This is a genomic window from Kribbella pratensis, assembly GCF_004366075.1.
Taxonomy (GTDB): domain Bacteria; phylum Actinomycetota; class Actinomycetes; order Propionibacteriales; family Kribbellaceae; genus Kribbella; species Kribbella pratensis.
Genome location: NZ_SODU01000001.1, coordinates 797,558 through 823,290 on the forward strand (window position 1 = coordinate 797,558; position 25,733 = coordinate 823,290).

A 25,733-nucleotide genomic window follows, 5' to 3' on the forward strand; every position below is an offset into this window, starting at 1 on the left:
TTTCTGGTCCAGACCGGCGTCCAACCACCATCTAGCAGCAATGGGGGTGGTGGAAATGCGCACACTTCTCAGGTACGGCGGGTTGATGGCCGCCGCGACGCTCACCACAGGACTGCTCACGGCCGGCACGGCGACGGCGGAGCAGAGCGGGACGACGGCGCCGTGCAGGATCTCGGTCGGCTCGGTGACGGCCGGCGGGGATCACCGGATGCAGACCTTCTCGGCGACAGCGCCGGTCACGAAGGTCACCGACAAGATCGTCGCGAAGGACGTCTACCCGGACGGCCAGACGAGGCTGAGCCCCGCCGTCCGGTACGGTCCGGGCGAGGGCTCGGAGTTGCACACCGGCCAGGTGGTGCTGGGATCGGTGCTGTACGACTTCTCGTACCGTACGCCGGTCGGCGGCGGGACGGTGTCGCAGAAGCAGCTCACGCGGGTCGGTCCGGGCTGGCAGAACTACCGGAGCCTTGACCGGTCGACGGTAGGGGCGAAATCAGTCGAATGGTCGCTCACCAATGACGGAGCTGAGTTGGAGCGCCGCACCGTCAAGACCGAGAACGGGCGGGTCTACCGTCACATGGACGGTTGGGCGTCCAACTTCCGCGGCGTGAAGGGGATGGCGTTGATCAGCCAGACCTCGAGGTACGACACGTTCCTGATGACGCACAGCACCGGCCGGCTGTACACCGCCCGCCTCCCGCGCGTCAGCGGGCACATCATCCAGCCGGTCGTGAAGCCGATCCGGATGTCGACCTGGGGTGTGTTCGAGACACTGGTGGCCGCACCGTGCGGTCAAGGGACGATCGTCCTCGGCATCGACCGCGACACCGGCAACGGCTACCTGTACTCCGTTGGCCACGCCAACGGTCTGTCGACAGTCATCAAGGGCCTCGGCAAGGCTCCCGGCACGTTCAAGGACCCGGTGTACTTCAGCTGGACCAAGTACAGCGACCCACTGCTCTTCGGCGAATAACCACCTGGGGGACGAATGAACAAATGGACGAAGTACAGCGCAGTTCTGGCGGCGGGGGTGCTGAGCGCCGGTCTCCTGACCGGAACGGCGTCGGCGCAACCCAGCACGACCGCCCGTAGCTGCGGGCTCAATCTCGGATCGGTGACGGCCGGCGGCGATCACCGGGAGCAGGTCATCACGGAGGAGGGTGCCGTGGTCGACAACTGGATCGTCGCCAAGAACCTCTTCCCCGACGGACAGGTCCGGCTGAGCGCGACGGTCCGGTACGGCGCGGCAGAGGTCGGCGGTATGGCGCACGTGGGCCCGGTCATCATGGGTTCGACGATGTACGACAGCACCTACGTGACGGCGAACGGCCAGGGTCCCGTGACGGAGCGGCAGCTCACCCGAGTCGGGCCCGGTTGGCAGGTCTACCGGAGTCTCGACCGGTCGACGTACGTCACCGCGACCGCGCAACGCGAGACCGAGTACTCGCTGCACAACGACGGCACGCTCTACCGCCGCAACGTCACCTACAAGAACGGTGTGGCGAGTCGGCAGGTCACCGGATGGCAGTCCGGCTACCGGGGCGTGAAGGCGATGACGCTGATCAGCCAGACAGCGACGTACGACACGTTCCTGATGACGCTGACCTCCGGCAAGCTGTACACGGCCCGGCTGCCGTTGGCCGGCGGGCACATCATCCCGGGTGTGGTGAAACAGGTCCGGGGCTCGACGTGGCAGGGGTTCGAGAGGCTTGTCGCGGCTGCGTGCGACGACGGCGTACTGCTGCTCGGCATCGACAAGGACACCGGCTCGGCGTACCTGTACAAGGTTGGCCACGCCAACGGTGCCGCGACCTCGATCAGGATGATCCGCAAGGTGCCGGGCTCGTTCGAGGAGCCGGTCTACTTCCACTGGCAGCTCTTCAGCGGCGAGCGGCTGGCAGGCGACTGAGCCGTGACAACCGCCCCACCCGATCCGCCGGGTGGGGCGATTCGTTCGTTACGGCCAGGACTTCGCGAGGAGTGCGCGGGTGTCCGGGAGGAGTTGGGGCAGGACCTTGGTGTGGGCGATCGCCGGCATGAAGTTGGTGTCGCCGGCCCATCTCGGGACCACGTGCTGGTGCAGATGGGCCGCGATGCCGGCGCCGGCGATCTCGCCCTGGTTCATGCCGATGTTGAAGCCGTGCGCCCCCGACACCGTGCGGATCGCCTGCATCGCCTGCCGGGTCAGGGTCGAGACGTCCGCGACCTCCGCCTCGCTCAGCTCGGTGTAGTCGGCGACGTGCCGGTACGGCACGACCATCAGGTGGCCCGGGTTGTACGGGTACAGGTTCAGGACGGCGTACGCCGCCTCGCCGCGGTGCACGATCAACGCATCCGCGTCCGGCAGCCCCGGCAGCCGGCAGAACGGGCAGCCCGCACCGGCCTCGTCACTGGTGGGCTTGTTCTCGCCCTCGATGTACGCCATCCGGTGCGGCGTCCACAGCCGCATGAACGGATCGGGCACCCCGACCCCGTCCTGCCCCACCAGTTCCTCAGGTGTGTACGGCGAGTCGGGGGTGTCCGTCATACCTGAACGCGCTTCGCTACGGAGTCGACGATCTCGGACACGGCGTCGGCGATCGGTACGCCGTTCTTCTGCGTTCCGTCGCGGTACCGGAAGGAGACCGATCCGGCCGACATGTCGTCGTCGCCGGCGATCAGCATGTACGGCACCTTGGCCTTCTGGGCGTTCCGGATCTTCTTCTGCATCCGGTCGTCGGACGCGTCGACCTCGACCCGGATTCCCTGCGCCTTGAGCTGTTTGGCGATGTCGAACAGGTAGTCCACATGCCCGTCGGTGATCGGGATGCCGATCACCTGCACGGGAGCGAGCCAGGGCGGGAACACGCCGGCGTAGTGCTCGGTCAGCACCGCGACGAACCGCTCGATCGAGCCGAAGAGCGCCCGGTGGATCATCACCGGCCGCTGCCGGGAGCCGTCCGGCGCGGTGTACTCCAGCTCGAACCTCTCCGGCAGGTTGAAGTCCAGCTGGATCGTCGACATCTGCCAGGTCCGGCCGATCGCGTCCCGGGCCTGGACGGAGATCTTCGGGCCGTAGAACGCGGCGCCGCCCGGGTCCGGGACCAGCTCCAGGCCGGAGCCCTCGGCAACTTCCCGCAGCGTCTCGGTGGCCTCCTCCCAGACCTCGTCGGAGCCGACGAACTTGTCCGGGTTCTTGGTGGATAGCTCGAGGTAGAAGTCGTCCAGGCCGTAGTCGGCGAGCAGGCCGAGCACGAACGTCAGCAGGTTGCGCAGCTCGTCGCGCATCTGCTCACGGGTGCAGTAGATGTGCGCGTCGTCCTGGGTGAAGCCGCGGGCGCGGGTCATACCGTGCACGACGCCGGACTTCTCCAGCCGGTAGACCGTGCCGAACTCGAACAGCCGCAGCGGCAGCTCCCGGTACGACCGGCCGCGGGCCGCGAAGATCAGGTTGTGCATCGGGCAGTTCATCGGCTTCAGGTAGTAGTCCTGGCCCTGCTTGCGGATCTGCCCGTCCGCGCCGCGCTCCTCGTCCAGGTGCATGGGCGGGTACATGCCGTCGGCGTACCAGTCCAGGTGACCGGAGGTCTCGAACAGCTGGCCCTTGGTGATGTGCGGTGAGTAGACGAACTCGTAGTCGTCCTCGACGTGCCGCTGGCGGGAGTAGTCCTCCATCACCTTCCGCAGCACGCCGCCCTTGGGGTGGAACACCGCGAGACCGGAGCCGATCTCGTCCGGGAAGCTGAACAGGTCGAGCTCGGTGCCGAGCTTGCGGTGGTCGCGCTTGGCGGCCTCCTCGAGCCTGGTCAGGTACGCCTTGAGCTCGTCGCGCGACTCCCACGCGGTGCCGTAGATCCGCTGCAGCTGCGGGTTCTTCTCGCTACCCCGCCAGTACGCCGCCGCCGTACGCATCAGCTTGAAGTTGCCGAGGTACCCCGTGGCCGGGACGTGCGGGCCGCGGCACAGGTCCTTCCAGGCCACGCTGTCGTCGCGCCGGACGTTGTCGTAGATCGTCAGCTCGCCGCCGCCGACCTCAACACTCGCCCCCTCGGCGGCGTCGGCCGCGGAGCCCTTGATGCCGATCAGCTCGAGCTTGTACGGCTCGGTCGCGAGCTCGTCGCGCGCGTCGTCGTCGGAGACCACCCGGCGGCTGAACCGCTGCCGCTCCTTGATGATCTGCTGCATCTTCTTCTCGAGCTTGGTCAGGTCCTCCGGCGTGAACGGCGTCGGTACGTCGAAGTCGTAGTAGAACCCGTTCTCCACCGGCGGGCCGATGCCGAGCTTGGCCTCCGGGAACAGGTCCTGCACCGCCTGCGCGAGGACGTGCGCCGTCGAGTGCCGGATGATCGCCCGGCCGTCCTCCGACGCCGCCTTGACCGGCTCGATCTCGTCGCCGTCGGCGACCACCCGGGACAGGTCCCGCAGCTCACCGTTGACCCGGGCGGCGATGGCGGAGCGGTCCTGGCCGAAGATCCCGGCGAACAGCTCCCCGATCGTCGTCGTCTCGGTCACACTCCGCTCAGCCTCGCCCTCGACGCCGATCAGGTGGACCTTGACTTCCGACACGTGCACTCCTCAGGTCTCGACCAGCCGAATACCGGTCACGCACAGATGGTATCGACACACCTGACGAAAGTAGGGGCCGGGACCAGCCGCTCGTCCGATGTGCCCGGGGCACCTCCGTTTCTAGGTTCGATGTACCACAAGAACCAGGAAAGGGCCCCGGCGTGATCACGCTCGAAGGACTCACCAAGAGGTACGGCGGAACGACCGCCGTGGACTCGCTCGATCTCACCATCTCCCCCGGCCGGGTGACCGGCTTCCTCGGGCCGAACGGTGCCGGCAAGTCGACGACGATGCGGATGATCCTCGGCCTCGACAGCCCGTCCGCGGGCACCGCGCTCGTCGACGGACGCCCGTACGCCGACTGGCCGCGCCCACTGACCAAGGTCGGGGCCCTGCTCGACGCCAAGGCCCTGCACCCTCGCCGGTCCGCCCGGGACCATCTGGTCGCGATGGCCCGCAGCAACGGCGTCCCGGTCACCCGCGTCGACGAGGTGCTGTCGATCGTCGGCCTCGACACCGTGACCGGGAAACGCGCCGGGCAGTTCTCGCTCGGCATGGGCCAGCGGCTCGGCATCGCCGGCGCCCTGCTCGGCGATCCCGAGGTGCTGATGTTCGACGAGCCCGTGAACGGCCTCGACCCGGACGGTGTCCGCTGGGTCCGTGAGCTGATGCGCTCGCTCGCGGCCGAGGGCCGCACGGTCTTCGTCTCCAGCCATCTGATGAGCGAGATGCAACTGACCGCCGATCAGCTGGTCGTGATCGGTCGCGGCCGCCTGATCGCGGACGCCGCGGTCGGCGACGTGATCGCGGGGTCGTCCAGGACGACCGTCGCCGTGCGGATCCCCGACCGGACCCAGTTCGCCGTACTGCGGGACCGGCTGGCAGCGGAGGCCGAGCGGGTCGACGTCGTTCAGGAGCGACTGGTGGTGACCGGCGTACCGGCCGAACGGGTCGGCGATCTCGCCTACGAACTCGGCGTACGGCTGCACGAACTGGTGACGGAGCGCGCGTCGCTCGAGGAGGCCTACATGGAGCTCACCGCGGACAGCGTCGAGTACGGCGTGGCGGTGGCGTCATGAGCGACGCGATCCTGCAGTTCGCCCACGAACTGATGTCGTCCTGGTGGATCTACCTCGCGTTGTGGGGATTCGCCGCGCTCGACGGCTTCTTCCCGGCCATCCCGTCGGAGACGCTGGTCGTCACGGCAGGAGTGTTCGCCGCCGCCGGTGAGCCCAACCTGTACGCCGTCATCGTCGTCGCGGCGGTCGGAGCCTTCATGGGCGATCACATCTCCTACGCCCTCGGGCGCGGCGCCGGCGGACGGATGCTCGACCGGATGACGCCAGGGACCAGACGGTACGCCGCGGTGCTCTGGGCCAGGCAGGCTCTGGCCGAGCGCGGCGGGCTGGTCCTCGTTGTCGCCAGGTACGTGCCCGGAGGACGTACCGCGGTCACGCTGACGATGGGATCGGTCCGCTATCCGCTCCGGCAGTTCTCCGGGTTCGCCGCACTGGCCGCGGTCAGCTGGGGCATCTACTGCAGCCTGGTCGGATACATCGGCGGGAAGGCGTTCGAGGACAACCCGCTGAAGGGCGTGGTGCTGGGCATCGGCCTGGCGCTCGCGGTCACGCTGGTCGTCGAGGTCGTCCGGCATCGGCTCAAGAAGAGGCGTGAAGGTCAGGTAGAGGCTGAGCTCGTGGAAGTGGGTCGACGATGAGTACTGCGATCCTCACAGTGGGGACCGGGAGCGGTCTGTCGAACGCGGTTCGGTCGGAGTGGACCAAGCTGTGGTCGGTCCGGTCCAGCTGGCTCAACATCGTGGGTGCCGCCGTACTGAGCATTTTGCTCGGGATGCAGTACGGCTGGGGACTCGCCTACGACAACACGCACCTCGAGCCGGGCGCGGTCGCGGAGCAGCAGCCGATCGGGCAGTTCGGCGTCTCGGCGATGCTCATCGTGCAGGTGGTGATTGCCGCGTTCGCCTTGCTGACAGTCACCTCGGAGTACGCGACCGGCAGTATCCGGTCGACCTTGCAGTGGACTCCGGTGCGGCGGGACGTCGTACTCGCCAAGGCTGCCGTGCTCGTACCGGTCCTGTTCGTCTACGGGGTCGCAATGGCCGCGATCGCTTCGGTGGCAGGCGGTCTGACCGCCGGTTCCTGGGCTGACTGGGACGCCACCGACCTCGTGGTCGACCTGCTGTCTGTCGGCTTCTATGCGACCGCTGCCGGCCTCTTCAGCGCCGGAATCGCCTGGGTGGTCCGCAGCACCGCCGGCACGCTGACAGTTGCCTTCCTGCTGCTTCTGGTGGTGCCGCTGATGCTGGGCCAGGCGTCATTGCGCGCACTGGTGTGGACAGCGGCCCTCCTCCCAGGCGGGGCCGGCCAGAACTTCCTGACAGGCGCCACGGACCCGCTCTCCCCCACCCTGAGCGCGGCGATCCTGATCGCCTGGGCAGGCGGCGCACTGGTCTTCGGTGCGAGCATCCTCAAACGACGCGACGCCTGAACAGCAACGAGGCGGTCCGGAAGCATCCGGACCGCCTCGTTGCTTGTGCTCAGTGCTGTGCCCAGTGCTGTGCCCAGGGATGTGCTCAGCGCGGGGTGTTGAGCGCGATGGTGATCTGTTCCGAGACCCGGGCCGCGAGTTCCAGGGCGGCGCGGCGGGTGTTGGGCTGCAGGGCGTTGTGGTCCAGTGGGCCTTCCGCCGCGATATGCATGTCGGTCGGGATGTCGATGACGGCGGCCGCGCGGGAGTCGAAGTACGGCCGGAGCTGCTTCTCGACCTCCTTGTTGACGTCGCCCGGGCCGTTCGAGACCGCGATCACCGCGCGGCGGATCAGCCGCTGTGCCTCCGGACCCTGGTTGTCGAGCTCCTCGAGCATCTGTACGGCGGCCGCGCAGGACAGGCTCTTCCACTTGATCGGGATGACGAGGGCGTCGGCCGCCTTCATCGCCTCGCGCCAGTTGCTGGAGCCCTCGTTGTTCCCGGTGTCGATCACGAGCACCTTGTAGAACCGGCTCAGCAGGCGGTGGATCTGGTCGAAGTCCTTGGCCTCGATCTGCGCGTACGTCGTGGTGGCCGAGGTGAGGACGTCGTACTGACCAGCGACCTGGTGCCGCAGGTACGCCGCGACGTCGCCGAGCCGGGCGTCCGGCTGGGTCAGCATCGGCATCGCCTGCAGCATGTCCGTGACGGTCGACCGGGAGTTCGTGTCGTGGGTCCGCAGGTGCATGTTGCCGCGCAGCTCGTTGTTGTCCCAGGCGACGACACCGCCGCCACGGGCCTGACCGAGCGCACCCGCGAGCATCAGGGTGGTCGGCGTCTTGCCCGAGCCGCCCTTCGGGTTCGCCACGACGATCGTCACAGGACGGCGGAAGGCCGTCGCCGCGGTCGCCCGCGCGATCCGCTCGGAACGCTCGGCGCTCCCTGGACGCAGCTTCAGCATGCTCCGCATGCCGCGCTCGGCCGGAGCCTCCCGGGGCAGCGGCAGCGCCTGGATCAGCTCGTCGGCGCGGTACGACAGGTTCTGCGGGGGCTGCTGCGCCTGCTGCCCCGGGACGCCCTGCGGGAAGAAGTGCTGAGCAGCTGGCGAGAGTGGCTGACCACCCTGTCCCGGCTGGGGCGCCGGAGCGGCCTGCGGAGGCTGAGCAGGTGGGAACTGGGCTCCCTGTGGCGGCGTGCCCTGGTCCTGCCCGGAGACGTGAAACGACGAACCGCCGAACACCGGGCTGTTCTGACCAGCGTCCTGAGCGGTAGCAGCAGCCTCGTCGGTGGCTGCCGGCTCGGCCTCGAGACCGGCCTCGTCGTCCTTCTCTTCCGGCTGGCTCCACGACGCAGCACCCGGCTCAGCGGCCGGCTGCGTCCAGGACGGGGCAGGCGCGCTCGGCTGCGGCTGGGTCCACGGCGCCGGCTGGTCGACGGGCTTGGTGGCCGGTCCGGACCACGAGTCGCCGGGGAACTCCTGCGACAGGGCGTCGGCCTGCTCCTCGGTTTCCTCGACCGGTTCGGCGTCGGGCGTCTGGTTAGGGTCCGGCTGGGTCCAGGAGGGGGTCGGCTGCCACATTCTCCGGACCTCGGCCGCCGCCGCTTCCCGGTCCTTGTGCTGTCCGGAGTTGTGCGAGTCGGTCACGACCTGGATCCCCGATTCTGTGAGAGGGGGCGGGTGGCCCCAGGAGGCTTGCTGGGTGGTCCGGAGAGGTGAGGTCTCCGGGAGGGTCCACTATCCCATGACCCGGTGTCCTTACCACGTCACCACCCGGAGCGTCCGGTGACGGTTCCGCAACCAGTATCCAGGCTCGCGCGGGCCATCCGTCGCGGTGACCCGAAGCGGCCAGATCCGCCCTTCAGCCCGTGACCAGACCGGCTTCGTAGGCGACGATCGCCGCCTGGACCCGGTTCTTCACACCGAGCCGCAGCAGTACGGCACTGACGTACGCCTTCACGGTCCCCTCGACCAGGTACAGCCGCCCCGCGATCTCGGCGTTCGACAGGCCGGCGCCGACCAGTCCAAGCACCTCCAACTCCCGGGGAGTCAGTACGGCGACCTGCTCCTTGGCAGCCGCCGCACGTGCCATCGCACCGCCACCGGCGCCCGCACTCAGCTCAGCAATCACCCGCTGCGCGACCTTCGGAGAGAGATAGGCGGCGCCTTCGGCTACTGCCTTCAGGCCCGAGATGAGCTCCCGCGGGTCGCCGGACTTCAACAGGAAGCCACTCGCGCCGTCGCCGAGCGCCCGGGCGATGTAGGCGTCCTCCGAGAACGTCGTGAGGATGACGACCGCCGTCTCCGGGACCGTCCGCCGGATCTCTGCGCCGGCGGCCAGTCCGTCCATCCGCGGCATCCGGATGTCCAGTACGGCGACGTCCGGCCGGTGCCGCCGTACCGCCTCCACGGCTTCGATGCCGTCGGCTGCCTCGGCAACGACCTCGATCTCGTCGTCGGTGCCGAGGATCGCGCGGACACCGGCCCGCACCATCGCCTCGTCGTCGGCGAGCATCACCCTGATCATCCGTTGCCTTCCGGGGTCGGTGGGACAGAACCGCTCTGTACGACGGCCTTGGCGACCAGAACGCCGTTCGCGAAGCACAGGCGGTACACGTAGTTGCTGGAGAACGGAGCGGCCGGCCGGTAGTACCGGCAGCTCCAGCCGGCCGGTGGCTGGTAGCCCTCCCCCGGCGCATCGATCATCTGCATTCGCGGCAGCACCTTCGCCACCTCCGCTTCGGACTGGCCGATGGTGAGTCCGTCGTACTGCGCTGGTCGCAGGATCGCGCTGTAGCCCGCCACGAGGTAGTAGCCAAGGGCAACCGCACCGACCACGGCACCCAGTAGTACCGGCGCGGCAATGGCAGTGATCAGGCCACGCTGTGCGCTCCGCCGTACCGTGGCTCGCTCAACCGCAGCAGTGGGTGGCTCCGGTCGGCCGCCGGCCCGCGGCATCGTGGCAGTGACCCGGAAACCACCACCTGGTCGTGGACCTGCAGTGAAAGAGCCGCCAGCGAGCCGGACGCGTTCACGCAGTCCGTCGAGGCCACGCCCACCTGACGGCGCAGCCACTGGTTGGCTCGCCCCGGTGTCGACAACCTCCACCTGTACGTCGTCCTCGTGCGTCGTCACGCTGACCGTCACGGACGCACCGGGTGCGTGTTTGCTCGCATTCGTCAACGACTCCTGCACCACGCGGTGCACGGCCCGGTCCACCATCGGCGCCAGTACGCCGTCAACGTCCTCGGTCAGCTGCACCGCCAGACCGGACGCAGCAGCCCGGTCCACCAACGCACGCACGGTTTCGTCATGCGGAACGGTCGGTGCGTCCTGGTCACGCAGTACGCCGACGATCTCGCCGAGCCGCTCCGTCGCAGTGGCGGCCGACTCGCGTAGCTCACCCGCAGCCCGTCGGTGTTCCTCTGGGAGGGACGGGTCGAGTTCGAGCGCTGCTGCGCGCAGTGCGATCAGGCTGAGCTCGTGACCGACCGAATCGTGCATGTCCTCGGCGATCCGGGATCTCTCGCGCAGGCGCTCTTGGTCGATCTCCATCTGCTGCTCGCGCTCGATCCGCTCGGCACGCTCCCAGCCTGCTGTCGCCAGCAACGCCTGCTGCGCCCGGTAGCGCCCCATCAGCCACGGCAGCACGACGACTAGCAGTGCGAGCAGAAGCAACATGAGCCACGTCAGCACCGCCTCTGTCGCCTGCGCTCCCCTGGGCATCGTCAGGGCGAGCAGGAGCATCCCGAGCAGCGACCAACTGCACAGGAGCACGAAGTGCTTGAGCTGTGTCTCCCGTCGGCCGGCCAGGTAGCTCAACAAGCTGATCGCCGGTACCAGGGCGATCTGCACGCCGTTCGTCGTACCGAGTGCTAAGGCGACGATGACGATCTCCGTCCACGCCACCGCGCCCAGAGCCACCAGCGGCCACCTGCGTCGCCCGATGACCGCGAACGCCAGGACCGCTAGGCAGGCAGCGCGGACCCAGTACGGGTCGTGCCGTGCACCGCTCTCTGCGAGCACGAGGAAGCTCAGCGCGGCCCACAGACCCACGTCCCCCAGGCGGCGCCACTTCATGACGTAGACGCTACACAGTCGCAGTGCGCACGCCGTACTGCCGAAAGTCAGGTCTGCGCGTCAATCAGCTCGAACGGTACGAGGGACAGGTTCGGCACGGGCTCACCGCGCAGCTGCGCGAGTAGCAGGTCCACGGCACGCCGGCCCATCTCTGCCTGGTCCTGCCGGACATGCAGGTACGGCGGTCCGCCGATGGAGTCCCCCGGTGAGTCGAAGCAGGCGACCACTCGGTCACCGCCCAGCGCCCTGTCGACCATGCGGGCCAGGTTGTACTCACACGCGAAGTACGCCGTCACCTCGGGTCTCTGGTCGCGGAAGGCGCGAATGGTGTCCATGTCCGCACGGACGCTCTCAGTGGTCGTCGAGCCGGGCAGTGTGCTGCGCAAGTCCGTCAGCTCGTAGGGCTGACCGTGCTTCTGATCCGCGAAGGCGGCGCGGAAGCCCTCGAGCCGGTCCTCGATCGAGGAGGTGTTCACCGGCGGCGGCGAGACGAAGGCAACGTGCTCATGTCCCCGCTCCAGCAGCCGTGTGGTGAGTGCGCGAGCAGCGGCCACGTTGTCCGTGTGCACCGCGGCCACAGGGATGCCGGAGAGATGACGGTCCACCACAACCACCGGGAACCCGTCGAGCACCTGCCGGAGCAGGCTGGCGTTGTAGAAGTCGCCGTGCACCGGGAACACGATCAGACCGTCCACAGTGGCCACCAGCGAGTCGACAGCCTTCTCCTCATCGGTCTGCCGGCCGTGCGTACGCCGTACCACCAGGTGGGCGCCGTACTCCGCGCAGCGCTCCTCGATCGCGTTGAGCAGGTCCAGCCCGTAGGCCTCGGACATATCAGGCACGATCAGCGCGATCGACCGGGCCTCGCGGCGCGGCGTCGGGCGGAGCGGCACGGTCAGATCGGTGAGGTCGGGCAGCCGGCGTACGACGAACGTCCCCTTGCCCCTGACGCGCTCCACCAGACCGGCTTCCCGCAGTACCTCCAGGGCGCGCTTGGACGTGATCCGGCTGACCGCAAACTGCGCCGCCAGCTCCATCTCGGACGGCACCCGGTCCCCCGGCCGCAGCGCACCCCGGCGGAGCTGCTCCAGCACGTGAGCGCAGATCCGCTCGTACAGCAGTGCCACAGCTCCTCCTCTCGCCGGTCCGGTTGACATATCCAATCATCCCGGACTGTCGGTGGCGGCTGGCAGCCTGCGGAGCATGGACAGCGCAGGGAAAGTCGCAGTAGTCACCGGAGCCGCGGTCGGCATCGGCCGCGCGATCGCCCAGCGCCTCGCCGCGGCAGGCGCGTCCGTCGTGGTCGCGGACATCGACGCCGCCGGCGGCCGGCGTACGGCGGAGCTGATCGGGAAGTCGGCGCGCTTCGTGCAGGTCGACCTTCGCGACGACGACGCGGTCGCCGACCTCATGAGCTGTCAACCGCAGATCCTGGTCAACAACGCGGGCGGCGGGGCGGTCCTGACGCCATGCTTCCCGGAAGCGTCCGTCAAGCGCTGGTCCGACTCCCTTGCGGTCAACCTGCGCGCCCCGATGCTCGCCACTCAGTTCGCCCTCCCCGGCATGCAAGCGGCGGGCGGTGGCGCGGTCGTGGTCGTGGGGTCGACGGCCGGGCTGGGTTTCGGCCCGCACGTGTCGCCGGAGTACAGCGCCGCCAAGGCAGCCCTGATCCGCTGGACCACCACCCTGGCGCCGCTCCACGCAAGTCACGGTGTGCGGGTGAACTGCGTCGTACCCGACTGGGTCGCCACTGAACGCGGACTGCGCGAACGCGACGCGTTGCCGCGGGATGAGCGCGGCCCCGCGCTGGTCCCGCTGGAGGCCGTCACCGACGCCGTCGTCCGCTTCGTGGAGGACGAATCACTCGCCGGTCGCGTCCTGCTCCTGGAACGCGAGCAGGAATCCCACCTGCTGAACTAGTCGCGGCCCCCTCCGGCTGGCACCATGCCGCCATGACCCGCCCACCGGTGCCTGCGTTCGCTGTACGGCCTGTCGCGACCGTCGCGTTGATCGTTGGTGCGGTACTAACTGCGCTGTCCGGACGCTACGGCTACCACCGCGACGAGCTGTACTTCATGGTCGCCGGGCGGCATCTCAGCTGGGGGTACGTCGACCAGCCGCCGCTGACCCCGTTCATCGCGCGCGTGTCGACGGCCGTCTTCGGCGACACCGTGATGGGGCTGCGGGTGCTGTCGACGTTGAGTACTGTCGCCACGATCGTCGTCGTCGCGCTGATCGCGCGGGAGTTCGGCAGCGAGCGGCGCGGTCAGATCCTCGCGGCTGTCTGTGCCGCGGTGTCCGGGTTCGTGATCGGTGTCGGGCATCTGGTCTCCACGGCGACGTACGACCTGCTTGCCTGGATGCTGATCGGTCTGTTCGCGGTGAAGCTGCTGCGGACGGGCGACGGCCGCTGGTGGCTCGCGCTCGGGCTGACGGCCGGCATCGCGTTGGAGAACAAGTACCTCGTCGTGCTGCCGATCGGCGCGCTGCTCATCTCGCTGCTGATCCTGGGACCGCGCGGGGTGCTGCGATCGTGGTGGCTGGTCGTGGGCGTGGCGGTCGCGGGGCTGATCGCGTTGCCGAACGTGCTGTGGCAGTTCCAGCACGACTGGCCGCAGCTCAGGGTCGCGAGCGGGATCAGCGAGGACGACGGCACCGAGAACCGGATCATGTTCGTTCCGCTCCAACTCCTGCAACTGTCACCGTTCCTGGTCCCGGTGTGGGTGGCCGGCTTCCTGCGGATCTGGCGGCAGCTCCGCTGGGCTCGCTCCGTCGCGCTGGCGTATCCGGTGTTGTGCCTCGTCGTGCTCGTGACCGGCGGGAAGTCGTACTACGCATTGCCGCTGCTGCTCGTGCTCGTGGCAGCCGGTTGTGAGCCCGCACTGCGCTGGGTGGATCGTCATCGAGCCCAGGCTGTCGTCGGTTTCGTCCTGACTGCGGTGACATCTGCCGTCTTCACACTGCCGGTCCTGCCCGCGTCAGCCGTCGACTTCGTCATCCCGGTGAACAAGGAGCAGGGTGAGCAGATCGGCTGGCCCGCGTTCACCGCGTCCGTCGCCAGTGCGTGGGGCCAGATCCCGTCTACGGAGCGAGCGACTCTCTTCACCGGCAACTACGGCGAGGCCGGAGCGCTTGTGCGCTACGGGCCTGCGCACGGCCTGCCGGCGCCGTACTCCTCGCACATGAGCTTCTGGGACTGGTCGCGGCCGCCGGACACCAACACCGGTCCGGTGCTCCTCGTCGAGATCGAACGGACCCCGATCTTCGAGTCGTACTTCCGCGACTGCAAGCAGGTCGGCACCGTGGACAGCATCGTCTCGAACGACGAGGACGGCACCGCCCTGGTCCTGTGCAGCGCGCCCGCGGAGCCCTGGTCCACCTTGTGGCCGAAGATCCGGCAGTTCTACTGATCTCCTGACGGTCGAACGATGAGGGCGAGCTTGCCGACGGTGGCGCGGGCCTCGAGCTCGGCCAGGGCTTTCGGGCCGTCGGCGAGGTCGAAGACGGTCGGACGGCCGGGTGGGTACACACCGGCCTCGATCAGCTCATCGAGCTCGTGGAGGACCTCAGCGAACAGTTCGGGTGCGTGCTGGATCGTGGTGGTCAGATGCTGGCCGATCACGTGCACCGGGTGCTTGAAGTTGAGCTCCCAGTTGCTGATCGACGACTCACCGGCCGCGGCTCCGATGACAACGACCTTCCCGGTCACCCGGCGCGCAACCTCGATGCTCTGCCGGAACGTGTCGCCGCCGACGGATTCGAGCACGATGTCGACACCGCGCCCGCCCGTCAACCGGCGTACCTCCGCGACCAGGTCCGCTGCCCGGTAGTCGATCACATGATCCGCGCCAAGCCGCCGTACGACGTCATGCTTCGACGCGGACGCGGTGGCGATGACCGTCGCACCGTAGTGCTTCGCGATCCGCACCGCCGCCTGCCCGACACCGCCGGCCGCGGCGTGGATCAGCACGGTGTCACCAGCGGTCAGCTGTCCGAGGGGCCGGAGAGACGCGAGAGCGGTTGCCCAGTTCAGGACCAGACCGAGGGCTTCCTCGTCACTCCAGCCGTTCGGCACGGGTACGACGGCGTTGGCGGGCATCACCATGTACTCCGCGAACGCGCCGGCACCCGTCCCGATCACATGGTCGCCGAGGGCCACATTCGCCACGTTCTCGCCGAGGGCAACGACCTCACCTGCTGCCTCGAAACCCGCCAGGTACGGCGGCTTCGGGCCACCGTCGTACGTGCCTCGCGTCTGCATCACGTCGGCGAAGTTCACCCCCGCGGCACCGACTTTCACGAGGACCTCCCCCGCCCCCGCCACCGGCACCGCGACGTCCACCACCCGCATCACACCCGGACCGTCCAACGAAGGCTGTTCCAGCGCCCGCACGACCTCACCACCCCTCACTCATGTTTGATGATGATCGTACACCTGTTTGCCGACGATCGAACTCTTCCCCGACGGCCGGTCACTCCAACCACAGCCGAGCGAAGCGAGGCTTCACCGGGGGCGGTCGACCGAGTGGTGAGAGACGCGCCGCACTGGTGAGATAACTGCCCACCTAACCATCGCAGCCGAGCGCAGCGAAGGCGTCCACCGAAGGACGGATGAGGATGTGGTGAGCGACCCACAAACGGAACAACCGCCGTGAGGTAACTGCCCAACCCAACCCCCGCAGCCGAGCGAAGCGAAGGCGCAAGGGGGTGCGGGTGGCGGAGCCCCCGCCGCGCGGCAAGCGAAGCGCAGCCGCACAAATGACGAAGGCGAGGCGGTCAGCGCAAGTATTGCGCGACACACCTCGCCCATCGCCTTCGTGGACGATACTGGGATCGAACCAGTGACCTCTTCCGTGTCAGGGAAGCGCGCTACCGCTGCGCCAATCGTCCAAGGGAACCTCGTGGGGTTCTCGAGGTGGAGACGGGATTCGAACCCGTGTACACGGCTTTGCAGGCCGTTGCCTCGCCTCTCGGCCACTCCACCACTGAGAAAGCTGGCCTGCCGAACCCTCTCCGAGCGGACGACCGGGTTCGAACCGGCGACCTCAACCTTGGCAAGGTTGCGCTCTACCAACTGAGCTACGTCCGCACTGCGACCGGTTTTCGGTGTCTCCGGCGCGAGAAGAACATTAGCCCATCTCCGCTCCAGTTCAAAAATCGGGGTCCCCGGTACGTCGACGTACCGTCATCAACTGCTCACCTTCGGACTCCCGCGCGGACCGGGATCGCCTGCGCACTAAGGTGTTCCGCGGAAGGAGCACCACATGCGTATCTGGCTGAACGGCGCCTTGCTGGACGACGAGGCGACGGTCTCGCCGCTGGACCACGGGCTGACCACCGGCGACGGCGTTTTCGAGACGATCAAGATCGAGAGCGGCCGCCCGTTCGCGGTCCGGCTGCACCTCGACCGGCTCGTCCGCTCGGCGGTCGGGCTCGGCCTCCCGGCACCGGACGTCGCGGCGATCGAGGCGGGTATCGACGCGGTGGTGGCGGCCGACCCCGGTATCCCGTTCGGCCGGTTGCGGATCACCTATACGGGCGGTGTCTCTCCGCTGTCGTCGGACCGCGGTACGTCGGGCCCGACCGTCCTGATCGCGACGCAGGCGATCAAGCGCCCGGCGCCGGTGTCCGAGATCGTCACGGTCCCGTGGGTGCGCAACGAACGCAGCGCGGTCGCCGGCCTCAAAACCACGTCGTACGCCGAGAACGTCCGCGCCCTCGCCTACGCGAAGGAACGCGGCGGCAGCGAGGCGATCTTCGCGAACACGATCGGCAACCTCAGCGAAGGCACCGGCTCGAACATCTTCTGCGTGTACGACGGTGAGCTCGTCACGCCGACCCTCGAGTCGGGCGCACTGGCCGGCGTGACGCGCGGGCTCGTCCTCGAATGGTTCGGTGGCGTCGAGCGCGACGTACCGCTGGAGCAACTGTTCGAAGCTGAGGAGATCTTCCTCACATCGACAACGCGCGACGTGCAGGCCATCCGGCGTGTCGACGACCGCGAGCTCCCCGCCCCCGGCACCATCACCGCCCAGGTCGCCAAGATCTTCACCGAACGCTCCACCGAAAACCCGAACCCGTAGCCCGCGCTTTCCGGAACATAATCGCCAACCGGCGCACACAAGGTTCCGGAAAGACCACCGGCCCGGACCGGCCACCACCGGCGCGCACGCGAGGGGACACCCCTCGCGTAGTGGGTTCTCCACTCGTACACCAGCAGAGAACCCCCCAACGGCAGGGGATATCCGTTCGCGTTGTCAGGCGACGCCGACAAGTCCTCGGGTGGGATCGGCCGGTGTGTAGTGCGTGCGCTGGGTGCCCGCCGGCTGGGGGGTTACTCGCCCGAGGCTTTGCGGCGTTCGCGGTAGGCGGCTACGTGCAAGCGGTTGCCGCAGGTGCGGGCGTCGCAGTAGCGCTTGGAACGGTTGCGGGACAGGTCGATCAGGGCGTCGTCACAGTCCGGCGCCTCGCATCTGCGGAGACGTTCACGCTCGCCGGCCGAGATGACCTGCGCCAGTGCGATCCCGCACTCCACCGTGATCCGGCACGCCAACGACGCGCCCGCGCGGGAATAGTGGATGTGCCACGGATGCCCGTCGTGGTTGGTCAGCCGCGGAGTCGACGTACCGCGCGCGATGATCGCGTTGATCATCGTCGCCGCCGACGCGTCGGAATCCGTGGTGAACACCGGCGCGAACAACGGCCGCAGGTCGCGGACCTCGGCCAGGTCCTTGTCCGTCAGCGTATCGACCGCGCTGAACTCCCGTTCCTGGACGAACTTCTCCAGTTCCTCCAGGGTCTCCAGCGAATCGACCTGGCTGTTCGGCCCGGGCATCGTGTTGACGAGCCGGACCAGCGTCCCGAGCGCCTGCTCGGTGTCGTGCGAGAAAGTCACAATCACGTCTCCAACGCGACGGGGTCTCCGTCCTGCAGCAAGAGTAGCCCGGCCCGATTAGATCGTCGCTTCATCATGCGCTATGGTTTCACCCGCAAGACCCCACAAGAAACATCAGCACCACCCCGGGCGATTGGCGCAGTGGTAGCGCGCTTCGTTCACACCGAAGAGGTCACTGGTTCGAACCCAGTATCGCCCACGAAGGCGACAGGCGACGTGTGTCCGCGGAAAGCGCGGACCTCGTCGCCTTCGTCATTTGTGCGGCTGCGCTTCGCTTGCCGCGCGGCGGGGGCTCCGCCACCCGCACCCCCTTTGCGCCTTCGCTTCGCTCGGCTGCGGTGGTTGGGTTGGGCAGTTACCTCACCAGCGGTGGTTTCGTTTGTGGGTTACTCACCACACGCCGACCGCCCCTCGGTGGACGCCTTCGCTTCGCTCGGCTCCGTGGCTGGGGTGGGCAGTTACCTCACCGGCGGTGGTTTCGTTTGTGGGTCACTCACCACATCTCCGATCGGCCCTCGGTGGACGCCTTCGCTTCGCTCGGCTCCGTGGCTGGGGTGGGCAGTTACCTCACCAGCGGTGCTTTCGTTTGTGGGTTACACACCACACGCCGACCGCCCCGTGGTGGTGCCTTCGCTCCGCTCGGCTGCACGTTGCTCGCCGCGTGGTCGGGTCTTGGGGCGAGGGTCAGGCGTTGTCGAGCTGGGTCGTCAGGGCGGCGTCCAGTTGTATGTCGACGGCCGCTAGGGCCTCTTCGAGTTGGGGGATTGAGGACACGCCGATGAGGGGGACTACGCCGTGGTGCATCAGCCACGCGAGGACGATCTGGTTCGGGGACACGCCGAGATCACCGGCAATCTGACGGAGCGCTTCGAAGCGGACGTACGCCGTCGGATGCGCGTACCCGCGCTGTGCCCAGAACGGCCGATCCGCACGTACATAGGATCCTCCGAGCAACGACTGGTACGCGACCATGGTCAGATCCGGGTTCTCCGACAGATAGTCGAAGTGCTCGATACCGGCATGCTGGAAATGCGGTGTCCCGCGACGCAGGACCCCTTGTAGCGCAGGCGGATTCGGCCACAGGTAGCTCGAGTGCTGCTGAATCACGGAGTACGGCGCGACGCCCTGAGCGACCGCTGTCTGGCGTGCACGATCGAGTCGCCACGTGGCGGTGTTGCTGCACCCGACCAGATCCACGACCCCCTCCGCGGCGAGTCGGCCGAAGGCGGCAACGGTCTCGTCCAGCGGCGTACTGCGGTCGTCGATGTGTGCGTAGTACAGGTCGATCCGGTCGACACCCAACCGGCTGAGGCTTCCCTTGACCGCCGACGAAACGGCCGACGCATTCAAGCCCTCCCAGTGCGCGTCCCCCGGATCGCCCGGGACGGTCGTCCGCGCGCCGCACTTGGTCGCGATCACGAGCGAGTCGCGATTGCCGCGGGACCGCAGCCACTGCCCGAGCAGTTCCTCGCTCTCACCGCCGTGGCCGACCCACTGGTTGTAGTTGTTCGACGTATCGATGAACGTCCCGCCCGCCTCCACGAAGCGGTCCAGGATCGCGAAGGCAGTTTCCGCGGGCGTCGACGTACCGAAGTTCATCGCACCGAGACACAACGCACTGACCGGCCTGCGGTTCCCCAGAGACACCATGTCCACCAGCCTGCCTCTTGGACCGCGCTCGAAGTCAACCCCGGCACGGGCAGAATGGCGCGATGACGAGAGAGCCGGGTGAGGTTGCGCGGGAGTGGCAGGTGGCGGATGAGGCCGGGGACGCCGAGCGTGTCGGGCAGCTTGGGCGCGAGCTGACCGAGCTGCTGCCGGACTCCTTCGGGGCCTGGTTCGAGGCTGCTATGCACTCGAAGGCGCGGTGCGAGTGGGCGGAGGCGGCCGAGCGGAACCGGCGGGCCATGGCGCTGTTCTCCGACCAGGAGCGGCAGGAGTTCGAGGGCGCGAACCCGGCCGCCTGGAATCTCGGGATCGCCGCCACTGCTCTCGCGGACTGGGAGACCGCGCGATGGGCGTGGGCTGAGTACGGCATCGGCACGATCGAGCCCGGTCAGGGTCCGATCGACCAGGATTTCGGCCTCACGCCGATCCGGGTCAATCCGGATCGGCCGAGTCTGCGGCACCAGGTGGTTCCGGGGTACGGCGACACCGAGGTCGTGTGGTGCTGGCGCCGGAGTCCTGCGCATGCGGTGATCTCGAGCGTGCCGCTGCCCGAGTCCGGTCATCGTTTCCGGGACGTCGTACTGCACGACGGCGAGCCGAAGGGCGAACGGGAGTTCGGCGGCCGGCAACTGGCGGTCTTCGACGAACTCGCACGGCTCCAGGACTCCGGGATGCCGACGTGGCAGGCGCAAGTGGTCGGCGCCGAGACCGAGGACGTCCACCTGCTCGCCGACCTCGCCGGACCTGCGGGGCTCGGCGTCGACAACTGGTCCGGCATCAGGGTGATGTGCTCGGACTGCTCGCATGGTTCGCCGGACGCACACGACCACGCGCCTGCCCCGACGGATGCGGCCATGCTCGGTCTGGCCGGCTCCGAAGCCGAACTGCGGACATGCCTGGACACCTGGACAGCGCAGCGGCCGCACCTCACTGTGTCGGAGCTGACGTTCCTCTGGTGAGTCAGACGATCCAGGCGCCGTTGTCCATCAGCACGCGGTCCTTGAGTTCGTTGACCTCGCGCCAGGCCTGGATCTTCGTAGGCGTGACGCGGAAGAACGGGTAGTTCGGCAGCGGACGCGGATCGAAGCCCGCCTTCGCCGCGAACGCCGCACCCTCGGCCTCCGACACCTCCGTGATCGAGACCGTGCCGGCCACGTGGATCACGTCGCGCACCTCCCCCAGCGTCAGCTGTACGACGGGATTCGCCAGCAGGTTGCGCGCCGTCGGATTGGAGCGCGACGTCGACAGCAGCAAGGTCCCGTCGCTCCACAGGAACGAGAGCGGCATCAGGTACGGCGTACCGTCCAGGGACGCCGTGGACACCCACGCGTCGACGTCTGCCTCCAGACGGTTCAGGGTGTCCTGCTTGCGGACCTCCAACGGGCGGGCCTCGGCCGTCATCGCTCACTCCTCTGTCACATCTGGTGCTCGTGCTCCGTCAATCGCATGACGGCGCTCGGCCGGTCAGTGTGACAGGTCAACGTACGACAGGTGAAGGATGTGGTCCGGATGGGCGGGGACGACTGGCTCGCGACGCGGTTCGAGCACAACCGGGACCGGCTGCGGGGCGTCGCGTACCGGATCCTGGGGTCCGAGCCCGAGGCGGAGGACGCGGTCCAGGAGACCTGGATCCGGCTCAGTCGCAGCGACACCGCGACGATCGACAACCTGGGCGGCTGGCTGACGACCGTGGTCGGGCGGATCTGCCTGGACATGCTGCGGACTCGGCGCGGGCGGCCCGAACTGCCGGTCGCCGAGCACTCCCCGGTCCTCGCGGACGACGTCGTACCGGATCCCGAACTCGAAGCAGTACAGGCCGATTCGGTTGGGCTAGCACTGCTAGTGGTTCTCGAGACGCTGTCGCCGGCCGAGCGCCTCGCGTTCGTGCTGCACGATCTGTTCGCCGTACCGTTCGACGACATCGGGCCGATCATCGGCAAGTCCCCGGCCGCCGCCCGCCAGATCGCGAGCCGGGCGCGACGGCGGGTCCGCGGTACGCCGGAACCGACCGACGTCGACGTGGTGCGGCAGAAGGAAGTCGTCACCGCCTTCCTCGCCGCGGCCCGTGGTGCGGACTTCTCGGGACTGCTTCACGTGCTGGACCCGGAGGTCGTCGTACGGTCGGACGCGGGCGCGGCAGCCTACGGCAGTACGCCGGGACTTGCGGGAGCCGACCGGGTCGCGCAGGAGTTCTCCGGACGAGCCGCCGCCGCGAAGCTGGTGCTCGTCGACGGAATGCCTGGCCTGGTGTGGATGCAGCGCGGCGAACCGCTGATTGTGTTCTCTTTCACCGTGGTCGACGGGCGTGTCGCCGCGATCGATCTCCGAGGCGATGCGGAGTACCTCGAAAACGTCGATCTTATGTCGCTGAAGGCGTGACCGGACGGCGTGGCGAGTGGACAGAATCGGTGGGACTCGTGTGACGGATGGGGTGCGATTCAGGCTCGTGACGACCCGGTGAAATCGGGTTTTTGTCCGGGCGGAAAGTGCGCTACTGTTCTGCTCTCGCACCGAGCGGAAACGCGGCGGAGCGCAGCGCGGACGTAGCTCAGTTGGTAGAGCGCAACCTTGCCAAGGTTGAGGTCGCCGGTTCGAACCCGGTCGTCCGCTCGGAGAAGGTTCGGCAGGCCGCCGCCGCACGTGGCGGAATGGCCTCTCTGGTGGAGTGGCCGAGAGGCGAGGCAACGGACTGCAAATCCGTCTACACGGGTTCGAATCCCGTCTCCACCTCGAGGACGATTGGCGCAGCGGTAGCGCGCTTCCCTGACACGGAAGAGGTCACTGGTTCGATCCCAGTATCGTCCACGAAGGCGATGGGCGAGGTGTGTCGCGCAATACTTGCGCTGACCGCCTCGCCTTCGTCATTTGTGCGGCTGCGCTTCGCTTGCCGCGCGGCGGGGGCTCCGCCACCCGCACCCCCTTTGCGCCTTCGCTTCGCTCGGCTGCGGGGGCTGGGTTTGGCGGTTATCTCACCAGCGGTGGTTCCGTTTGTGGGTTACTCACCACATCCCCAACTGACCCCTCGGTGGACGCCTTCGCTTCGCTCGGCTGCGGGGGTTGGGTGGAGCGCTCGGGTGCGGGGGGCTGGGTAGCGGGGAAAGAAATTTGCACGTGGCGACAGTTTCTTTCCCCGCTGGGCGGGTGCTACTGGTGGCGAGAATGGGCTGTGGCGGCTGTTAGGACTATTGCGGCTCCTGTCAGGGCTGTGAGGGTCAGGTGTTCGTGGAACATCGTGGCGGCGATGGCGGTGGCTACTACTGGTTCGAGTAGGGCTATGACTGAGGCGGTTGAGGCTTTGAGGGTTCTCAGGCCGAGGTAGAACAGGGTGTAGGCGAAGGCCGTGGGGATCAGGCCGAAGTACACGATCAATAGCCAGCCGACGAGTGATGTCGGCAGCGCGGCGAAAGGTGCCAGGAACAAGGCGCCCGCGGTGAAGCCCAGGAGCGCGGTCGTCAGGGGGTCTGGCGTGTTGCGGTTCAGGAGCGTTGTCAGTGAGTAGCCCGCCGCGGACATCACGGCTGCTGCGATACCGGCGAGGTCGGCTGTGCCGCTGGTGGCGGAGAGCAGCACCAGGCCGGCCAGGGCGGCGAAGAGAGCTGGGGTCAGCCGTTCGCGCGCAACGATCGTAATGAAGATCGGGGCCGCCCCCAAGGCGATCACGGTGGCTATGCCGACGCCTACACGTGGGATCGCGGTGAAGTAGCCGAGTTGGCATGCGGCCAGACCCAAACCGCTCAAGACGGGACGGAGCGGGCTGGCCACGAGCACCGGTCCGAGCGGAGCTCGGCGTACGGCGAGACGTGCGACGGCCAGCCACACAACAGCTGCGGCCAGGCGCCAGAAGGACGTGGACAGCGGCGTGAGGCCGGCGTACTGGGACAGAAGGGCGCCGGTCGGGCCGCCGGTACCCCAGGCCAGGGCGGCGAGAACGACGTAGACGAGGGCACGCCTCGTCGAGAGACGATGATGCATCGGACACTCCGGGAAGGTGTTCGCAATGAGTGGTCGGGGCGTCTGCGAACAGCCCGAAGAAGCCCAGGCCGGAAGACCTGAGGCGCGAGGATGCCGTCCGCTAAGCGGCGGCCGGCGGAGTGATGATGCGATGCACGAACAAGACCCTAACCAGTCCCCCGGCATCGAGCGAACGGATTTACATCCGCAGGTACGAGCCGCCGTTGAAGTCGAGGACGGTCCCGGTCGCGAACTCGGCTTCGCGTGACGCCAGGTACAGAATCGCGGCCGCGACCTCGGACGGGTCGGCCACACGCTCGAGCGGGCTCTCCAGCCGGCGGCGGTCGTAGCCGTCGCCGGCCAGGTTCACCGCGGCCATGTCGGTGACCGTCCAACCCGGCGCGATCGCGGTCACCGCGATTCCCTCCGGCCCCAACGCCCGCGCCAGCGACTGCGTGAACGAAACGATCGCCGCCTTCGAGGCGCCGTACGCCGGCTGGTTCGGCTCGCCCCGGAACGCACCGCGAGACGACACGTTCACGATCCGGCCGCCGCGCGACATGTGCCGCACCGCGCACCACGTGACGTTGGACGGCCCAACGAGATTCACCGCGAGCGTGTCCGCCCATGCCTGCTGCCATTCGGCGTACGTCGTCTCGCGGATCCGGTGCGGGTGGTAGATGCCGGCGTTGTTCACGAGTACGTCGATGCCGCCCAGCGCCGTGGCGGCGTCCGAGACCATCGCCTCGATCGCCGCCGGATCCGCCAGATCTGCCTGCACCGTCAGATGCCCTGAGCCCGGCAACTCCTTCAGCACCTGCGCCGCGGAGTCCGCGGAGGCGCTGTAATGGATCGCCACCCGGTCACCCGCGGCAGCGAACGCCCGCGCCGCCGCCGCACCGATCCCCCGCGAAGCCCCCGTCACCAGCACCGATCGGTTCATACGCCCGATCCTTTCATTGCTGGACAGAACAGCAAACTACGGTCGCGGCTTGTGGTCGCGGCGGTAGGACTTGCTGGCGCGGACCCACTCCTTCTTCGCCTCGGTTCGGAGCCGGACGTCCGCACGACGCGCCATGTACGCCGCCTCGCGCCGCAGCTTCACCCAACTGTCGTAGCGCCGGTACGGCAGCGATCCGTCGTCCAACGCCGCCTGCACCGCGCACCCCGGCTCCATCACGTGCGAGCAGTCCTTGAACTTGCAGTGATCTGCCAACGCCGTGATGTCCGGGAACGCCGCGGCCAGTCCCTCACCGCTCTCCTGCAGACCGATCCCGCGGAGCCCAGGCGTGTCGATCACGACCCCGCCCTGAGGCAGCGCGATCAGCTCGCGCCGTACCGAGGTGTGCCGGCCCTTCCCGTCCTCCCGGATGTCCTGCACATCCAGCAACTCCACGCCGGCCAGCGCATTCACCAGCGACGACTTGCCCGCGCCACTCGAACCTAGCAACGCTAGCGTCGCGTTCCCCAAGTCCTCAGAACCGCGGAGCAGCGCCCGTACGTCGTCCATGCCCGCGCCGGTGGTCGCGCTGCACACCAATACGTCTGCACCCGGCGCGGCGACCGCCACGTCCTCGGCCACGGACTCGGCGTCCCCGACGAGGTCGGATTTCGTCAGTACGACGACCGGCCGCGCACCGCTCTCCCAGGCCAGCGCCAGGAACCGCTCGATCCGCACGATGTTCGGCTCCGGGACCAGGCCGACGACGATCGCGATCACGTCGACGTTCGACGCGAGCACCTGCCCGCGCGACGAGCCGCCGACCTCTGCCCGCACGATCGTCGTACGGCGGGGCAGGACCGACTCGAGCGTGATCCGGTCGTCCGGCCAGAACCGCAGGACGACCCAGTCCCCTGTGCAGGGGCCGGCCTGCGCGTCGGCGGCCATCTCGGCGAGCAGCGCCCCGGACCAGCTGGCGCGAACCGGTCCGTCCTCGGTGAACACCGTCGCCAGACCCTTGTCGACCCGGGCGACGCGTCCCGGGACGAGGTCCTCCGGAACGGACTGCAGAAACTCGGCCGTGGAACTGTCGAGTCCCAGGGCCTGAAGCGTGGCTGACATGCGGCGAACCTTTCAGAGGGTCCGGCCGCGAGATCAGCTCAGCGGAC

Annotated in this window: 23 protein-coding genes and 7 tRNA genes; 14 read left to right on the forward strand and 16 right to left on the reverse strand. The window is 68.2% G+C overall.

Features of this window, described 5'->3' with window-relative positions; translation table 11 throughout:
• Positions 1-55 precede the first annotated feature (55 nt).
• Both EV137_RS03820 and EV137_RS03825 read left to right on the forward strand, forming a co-directional pair.
• Entirely contained in the window at positions 56-973 is a 918-nt protein-coding gene (locus EV137_RS03820; protein ID WP_134126576.1) for a hypothetical protein, read from the forward strand.
• 15 nt (positions 974-988) lie between these two features.
• Positions 989-1,909 carry a hypothetical protein gene (locus tag EV137_RS03825; RefSeq protein ID WP_134126578.1) on the forward strand — a complete coding sequence of 307 codons (921 nt, stop codon included), beginning with the start codon at positions 989-991 and terminating at the stop codon, positions 1,907-1,909.
• A 48-nt stretch (positions 1,910-1,957) separates the two neighbouring features.
• Here EV137_RS03825 and EV137_RS03830 read toward each other — a convergent pair whose 3' ends face one another.
• Both EV137_RS03830 and thrS read right to left on the reverse strand, forming a co-directional pair.
• The gene (locus tag EV137_RS03830; RefSeq protein WP_134009724.1) at positions 1,958-2,527 is read right to left on the reverse strand and encodes an HIT family protein; all 570 of its coding nucleotides are present in this window, start codon (positions 2,525-2,527) and stop codon (positions 1,958-1,960) included.
• Positions 2,524-4,545: a threonine--tRNA ligase gene (gene thrS, locus EV137_RS03835; RefSeq protein ID WP_134126580.1), complete on the reverse strand. Its 2,022-nt coding sequence runs from the start codon at positions 4,543-4,545 to the stop codon at positions 2,524-2,526. The genes EV137_RS03830 and thrS overlap by 4 nt, the downstream gene beginning before the upstream one ends.
• Positions 4,546-4,706: 161 nt before the next feature.
• Between thrS and EV137_RS03840 the strand changes: the two genes are divergently transcribed.
• The 3 genes from EV137_RS03840 to EV137_RS03850 are packed head-to-tail and all read left to right on the forward strand — an operon-like array spanning position 4,707 to position 7,053.
• Positions 4,707-5,624, forward strand: a complete 918-nt coding sequence (locus EV137_RS03840; protein WP_134126582.1) for an ATP-binding cassette domain-containing protein — start codon at positions 4,707-4,709, stop codon at positions 5,622-5,624.
• Positions 5,621-6,262, forward strand: a complete 642-nt coding sequence (locus EV137_RS03845) for a DedA family protein (RefSeq protein ID WP_134009718.1) — start codon at positions 5,621-5,623, stop codon at positions 6,260-6,262. The genes EV137_RS03840 and EV137_RS03845 overlap by 4 nt, the downstream gene beginning before the upstream one ends.
• Positions 6,259-7,053: an ABC transporter permease gene (locus EV137_RS03850; RefSeq protein ID WP_134126584.1), complete on the forward strand. Its 795-nt coding sequence runs from the start codon at positions 6,259-6,261 to the stop codon at positions 7,051-7,053. Before EV137_RS03845 ends, EV137_RS03850 begins: the two co-directional genes overlap by 4 nt.
• An 85-nt stretch (positions 7,054-7,138) precedes the next feature.
• On the opposite strand, the gene EV137_RS03855 is transcribed toward EV137_RS03850, so the two are convergent.
• The 4 genes from EV137_RS03855 to EV137_RS03870 form a co-directional block, all read right to left on the reverse strand.
• A complete protein-coding gene (locus EV137_RS03855) occupies positions 7,139-8,677 on the reverse strand; it encodes a MinD/ParA family ATP-binding protein (RefSeq protein ID WP_134126586.1) in 1,539 nt (512 codons plus the stop codon).
• 214 nt (positions 8,678-8,891) lie between these two features.
• Entirely contained in the window at positions 8,892-9,557 is a 666-nt protein-coding gene (locus tag EV137_RS03860; protein WP_134126588.1) for a response regulator transcription factor, read from the reverse strand.
• On the reverse strand, positions 9,554-11,110 hold the full coding sequence (locus EV137_RS03865; RefSeq protein WP_134126590.1) for a sensor histidine kinase: 1,557 nt from the start codon (positions 11,108-11,110) through the stop codon (positions 9,554-9,556). Before EV137_RS03865 ends, EV137_RS03860 begins: the two co-directional genes overlap by 4 nt.
• Before the next feature lie 47 nt (positions 11,111-11,157).
• The gene (locus tag EV137_RS03870) at positions 11,158-12,237 is read right to left on the reverse strand and encodes a GntR family transcriptional regulator (protein WP_134126592.1); all 1,080 of its coding nucleotides are present in this window, start codon (positions 12,235-12,237) and stop codon (positions 11,158-11,160) included.
• Between the two features lie 76 nt (positions 12,238-12,313).
• On the opposite strand from EV137_RS03870, the gene EV137_RS03875 reads away from it, so the two are divergent.
• Together EV137_RS03875 and EV137_RS03880 are read left to right on the forward strand one after the other, a co-directional pair.
• Positions 12,314-13,030 carry an SDR family NAD(P)-dependent oxidoreductase gene (locus EV137_RS03875; protein WP_134126594.1) on the forward strand — a complete coding sequence of 239 codons (717 nt, stop codon included), beginning with the start codon at positions 12,314-12,316 and terminating at the stop codon, positions 13,028-13,030.
• A 32-nt stretch (positions 13,031-13,062) separates the two neighbouring features.
• Positions 13,063-14,520, forward strand: coding sequence for an ArnT family glycosyltransferase (locus EV137_RS03880; RefSeq protein ID WP_134126596.1), 1,458 nt, complete (start codon positions 13,063-13,065; stop codon positions 14,518-14,520).
• Here the strand turns inward: EV137_RS03880 and EV137_RS03885 are convergent.
• The 4 genes from EV137_RS03885 to EV137_RS03900 all read right to left on the reverse strand — a co-directional run bounded on the left by EV137_RS03885 (position 14,514) and on the right by EV137_RS03900 (position 16,199).
• Positions 14,514-15,461 carry an NADPH:quinone oxidoreductase family protein gene (locus tag EV137_RS03885; RefSeq protein ID WP_134129344.1) on the reverse strand — a complete coding sequence of 316 codons (948 nt, stop codon included), beginning with the start codon at positions 15,459-15,461 and terminating at the stop codon, positions 14,514-14,516. The two genes, EV137_RS03880 and EV137_RS03885, sit on opposite strands and share 7 nt — an antisense overlap.
• A 467-nt stretch (positions 15,462-15,928) precedes the next feature.
• Positions 15,929-16,000, reverse strand: a tRNA-Val gene (locus tag EV137_RS03890).
• A 23-nt stretch (positions 16,001-16,023) separates the two neighbouring features.
• Positions 16,024-16,094 (reverse strand) — tRNA-Cys (locus EV137_RS03895).
• A gap of 32 nt (positions 16,095-16,126) precedes the next feature.
• Positions 16,127-16,199: transfer RNA gene (locus EV137_RS03900), tRNA-Gly, on the reverse strand.
• Positions 16,200-16,374: 175 nt separating this feature from the next.
• Here EV137_RS03900 and EV137_RS03905 point away from each other — a divergent pair.
• Positions 16,375-17,193: an aminotransferase class IV gene (locus EV137_RS03905; RefSeq protein WP_134126598.1), complete on the forward strand. Its 819-nt coding sequence runs from the start codon at positions 16,375-16,377 to the stop codon at positions 17,191-17,193.
• 251 nt (positions 17,194-17,444) lie between these two features.
• On the opposite strand, the gene EV137_RS03910 is transcribed toward EV137_RS03905, so the two are convergent.
• Positions 17,445-18,005 (reverse strand): CGNR zinc finger domain-containing protein, encoded by a 561-nt coding sequence (locus EV137_RS03910; protein WP_130438463.1) that lies wholly within the window; start codon positions 18,003-18,005, stop codon positions 17,445-17,447.
• Between the two features lie 127 nt (positions 18,006-18,132).
• Here EV137_RS03910 and EV137_RS03915 point away from each other — a divergent pair.
• Positions 18,133-18,204: transfer RNA gene (locus EV137_RS03915), tRNA-Val, on the forward strand.
• 485 nt (positions 18,205-18,689) lie between these two features.
• On the opposite strand, the gene EV137_RS03920 is transcribed toward EV137_RS03915, so the two are convergent.
• Positions 18,690-19,655: an aldo/keto reductase gene (locus tag EV137_RS03920; protein WP_134126600.1), complete on the reverse strand. Its 966-nt coding sequence runs from the start codon at positions 19,653-19,655 to the stop codon at positions 18,690-18,692.
• A 62-nt stretch (positions 19,656-19,717) separates the two neighbouring features.
• On the opposite strand from EV137_RS03920, the gene EV137_RS03925 reads away from it, so the two are divergent.
• Positions 19,718-20,632 carry a tetratricopeptide repeat protein gene (locus EV137_RS03925; protein ID WP_134126602.1) on the forward strand — a complete coding sequence of 305 codons (915 nt, stop codon included), beginning with the start codon at positions 19,718-19,720 and terminating at the stop codon, positions 20,630-20,632.
• A gap of 1 nt (position 20,633) precedes the next feature.
• Here the strand turns inward: EV137_RS03925 and EV137_RS03930 are convergent, their stop codons facing one another.
• Positions 20,634-21,074 (reverse strand): pyridoxamine 5'-phosphate oxidase family protein, encoded by a 441-nt coding sequence (locus tag EV137_RS03930; protein ID WP_134009696.1) that lies wholly within the window; start codon positions 21,072-21,074, stop codon positions 20,634-20,636.
• Positions 21,075-21,164: 90 nt separating this feature from the next.
• Between EV137_RS03930 and EV137_RS03935 the strand changes: the two genes are divergently transcribed.
• The 4 genes from EV137_RS03935 (at position 21,165) to EV137_RS03950 (ending at position 22,478) form a co-directional block, all read left to right on the forward strand.
• Positions 21,165-22,052 (forward strand): sigma-70 family RNA polymerase sigma factor, encoded by an 888-nt coding sequence (locus tag EV137_RS03935; protein ID WP_305000144.1) that lies wholly within the window; start codon positions 21,165-21,167, stop codon positions 22,050-22,052.
• 158 nt (positions 22,053-22,210) lie between these two features.
• Positions 22,211-22,283: transfer RNA gene (locus EV137_RS03940), tRNA-Gly, on the forward strand.
• 49 nt (positions 22,284-22,332) lie between these two features.
• Positions 22,333-22,403 (forward strand) — tRNA-Cys (locus EV137_RS03945).
• A 3-nt stretch (positions 22,404-22,406) separates the two neighbouring features.
• Positions 22,407-22,478: transfer RNA gene (locus EV137_RS03950), tRNA-Val, on the forward strand.
• 339 nt (positions 22,479-22,817) lie between these two features.
• Here EV137_RS03950 and EV137_RS03955 read toward each other — a convergent pair.
• The 3 genes from EV137_RS03955 to rsgA all read right to left on the reverse strand — a co-directional run bounded on the left by EV137_RS03955 (position 22,818) and on the right by rsgA (position 25,686).
• A complete protein-coding gene (locus tag EV137_RS03955) occupies positions 22,818-23,645 on the reverse strand; it encodes an EamA family transporter (RefSeq protein ID WP_166679769.1) in 828 nt (275 codons plus the stop codon).
• Between the two features lie 178 nt (positions 23,646-23,823).
• On the reverse strand, positions 23,824-24,567 hold the full coding sequence (locus tag EV137_RS03960) for an SDR family NAD(P)-dependent oxidoreductase (RefSeq protein ID WP_134126606.1): 744 nt from the start codon (positions 24,565-24,567) through the stop codon (positions 23,824-23,826).
• A 36-nt stretch (positions 24,568-24,603) separates the two neighbouring features.
• Positions 24,604-25,686 (reverse strand): ribosome small subunit-dependent GTPase A, encoded by a 1,083-nt coding sequence (gene rsgA, locus EV137_RS03965; protein ID WP_134009692.1) that lies wholly within the window; start codon positions 25,684-25,686, stop codon positions 24,604-24,606.
• Between the last annotated feature and the right edge of the window lie 47 nt (positions 25,687-25,733).

What these genes read in the sequence shown, in the direction of transcription:
- EV137_RS03960 (WP_134126606.1), bottom strand. Translation starts at nt 24,567, where the DNA reads ATGAACCGATCGGTGCTGGTGACGGGGGCTTCGCGGGGGATCGGTGCG.
- EV137_RS03830 (WP_134009724.1), bottom strand. Translation starts at nt 2,527, where the DNA reads ATGACGGACACCCCCGACTCGCCGTACACACCTGAGGAACTGGTGGGG.
- rsgA (WP_134009692.1), bottom strand. Translation starts at nt 25,686, where the DNA reads ATGTCAGCCACGCTTCAGGCCCTGGGACTCGACAGTTCCACGGCCGAG.
- EV137_RS03880 (WP_134126596.1), top strand. Translation starts at nt 13,063, where the DNA reads ATGACCCGCCCACCGGTGCCTGCGTTCGCTGTACGGCCTGTCGCGACC.
- EV137_RS03920 (WP_134126600.1), bottom strand. Translation starts at nt 19,655, where the DNA reads ATGGTGTCTCTGGGGAACCGCAGGCCGGTCAGTGCGTTGTGTCTCGGT.
- EV137_RS03845 (WP_134009718.1), top strand. Translation starts at nt 5,621, where the DNA reads ATGAGCGACGCGATCCTGCAGTTCGCCCACGAACTGATGTCGTCCTGG.
- EV137_RS03850 (WP_134126584.1), top strand. Translation starts at nt 6,259, where the DNA reads ATGAGTACTGCGATCCTCACAGTGGGGACCGGGAGCGGTCTGTCGAAC.
- EV137_RS03955 (WP_166679769.1), bottom strand. Translation starts at nt 23,645, where the DNA reads ATGCATCATCGTCTCTCGACGAGGCGTGCCCTCGTCTACGTCGTTCTC.
- EV137_RS03820 (WP_134126576.1), top strand. Translation starts at nt 56, where the DNA reads ATGCGCACACTTCTCAGGTACGGCGGGTTGATGGCCGCCGCGACGCTC.
- EV137_RS03825 (WP_134126578.1), top strand. Translation starts at nt 989, where the DNA reads ATGAACAAATGGACGAAGTACAGCGCAGTTCTGGCGGCGGGGGTGCTG.
- EV137_RS03860 (WP_134126588.1), bottom strand. Translation starts at nt 9,557, where the DNA reads ATGATCAGGGTGATGCTCGCCGACGACGAGGCGATGGTGCGGGCCGGT.
- EV137_RS03930 (WP_134009696.1), bottom strand. Translation starts at nt 21,074, where the DNA reads ATGACGGCCGAGGCCCGCCCGTTGGAGGTCCGCAAGCAGGACACCCTG.
- EV137_RS03885 (WP_134129344.1), bottom strand. Translation starts at nt 15,461, where the DNA reads ATGCGGGTGGTGGACGTCGCGGTGCCGGTGGCGGGGGCGGGGGAGGTC.
- EV137_RS03905 (WP_134126598.1), top strand. Translation starts at nt 16,375, where the DNA reads ATGCGTATCTGGCTGAACGGCGCCTTGCTGGACGACGAGGCGACGGTC.
- EV137_RS03875 (WP_134126594.1), top strand. Translation starts at nt 12,314, where the DNA reads ATGGACAGCGCAGGGAAAGTCGCAGTAGTCACCGGAGCCGCGGTCGGC.
- EV137_RS03925 (WP_134126602.1), top strand. Translation starts at nt 19,718, where the DNA reads ATGACGAGAGAGCCGGGTGAGGTTGCGCGGGAGTGGCAGGTGGCGGAT.
- EV137_RS03865 (WP_134126590.1), bottom strand. Translation starts at nt 11,110, where the DNA reads ATGAAGTGGCGCCGCCTGGGGGACGTGGGTCTGTGGGCCGCGCTGAGC.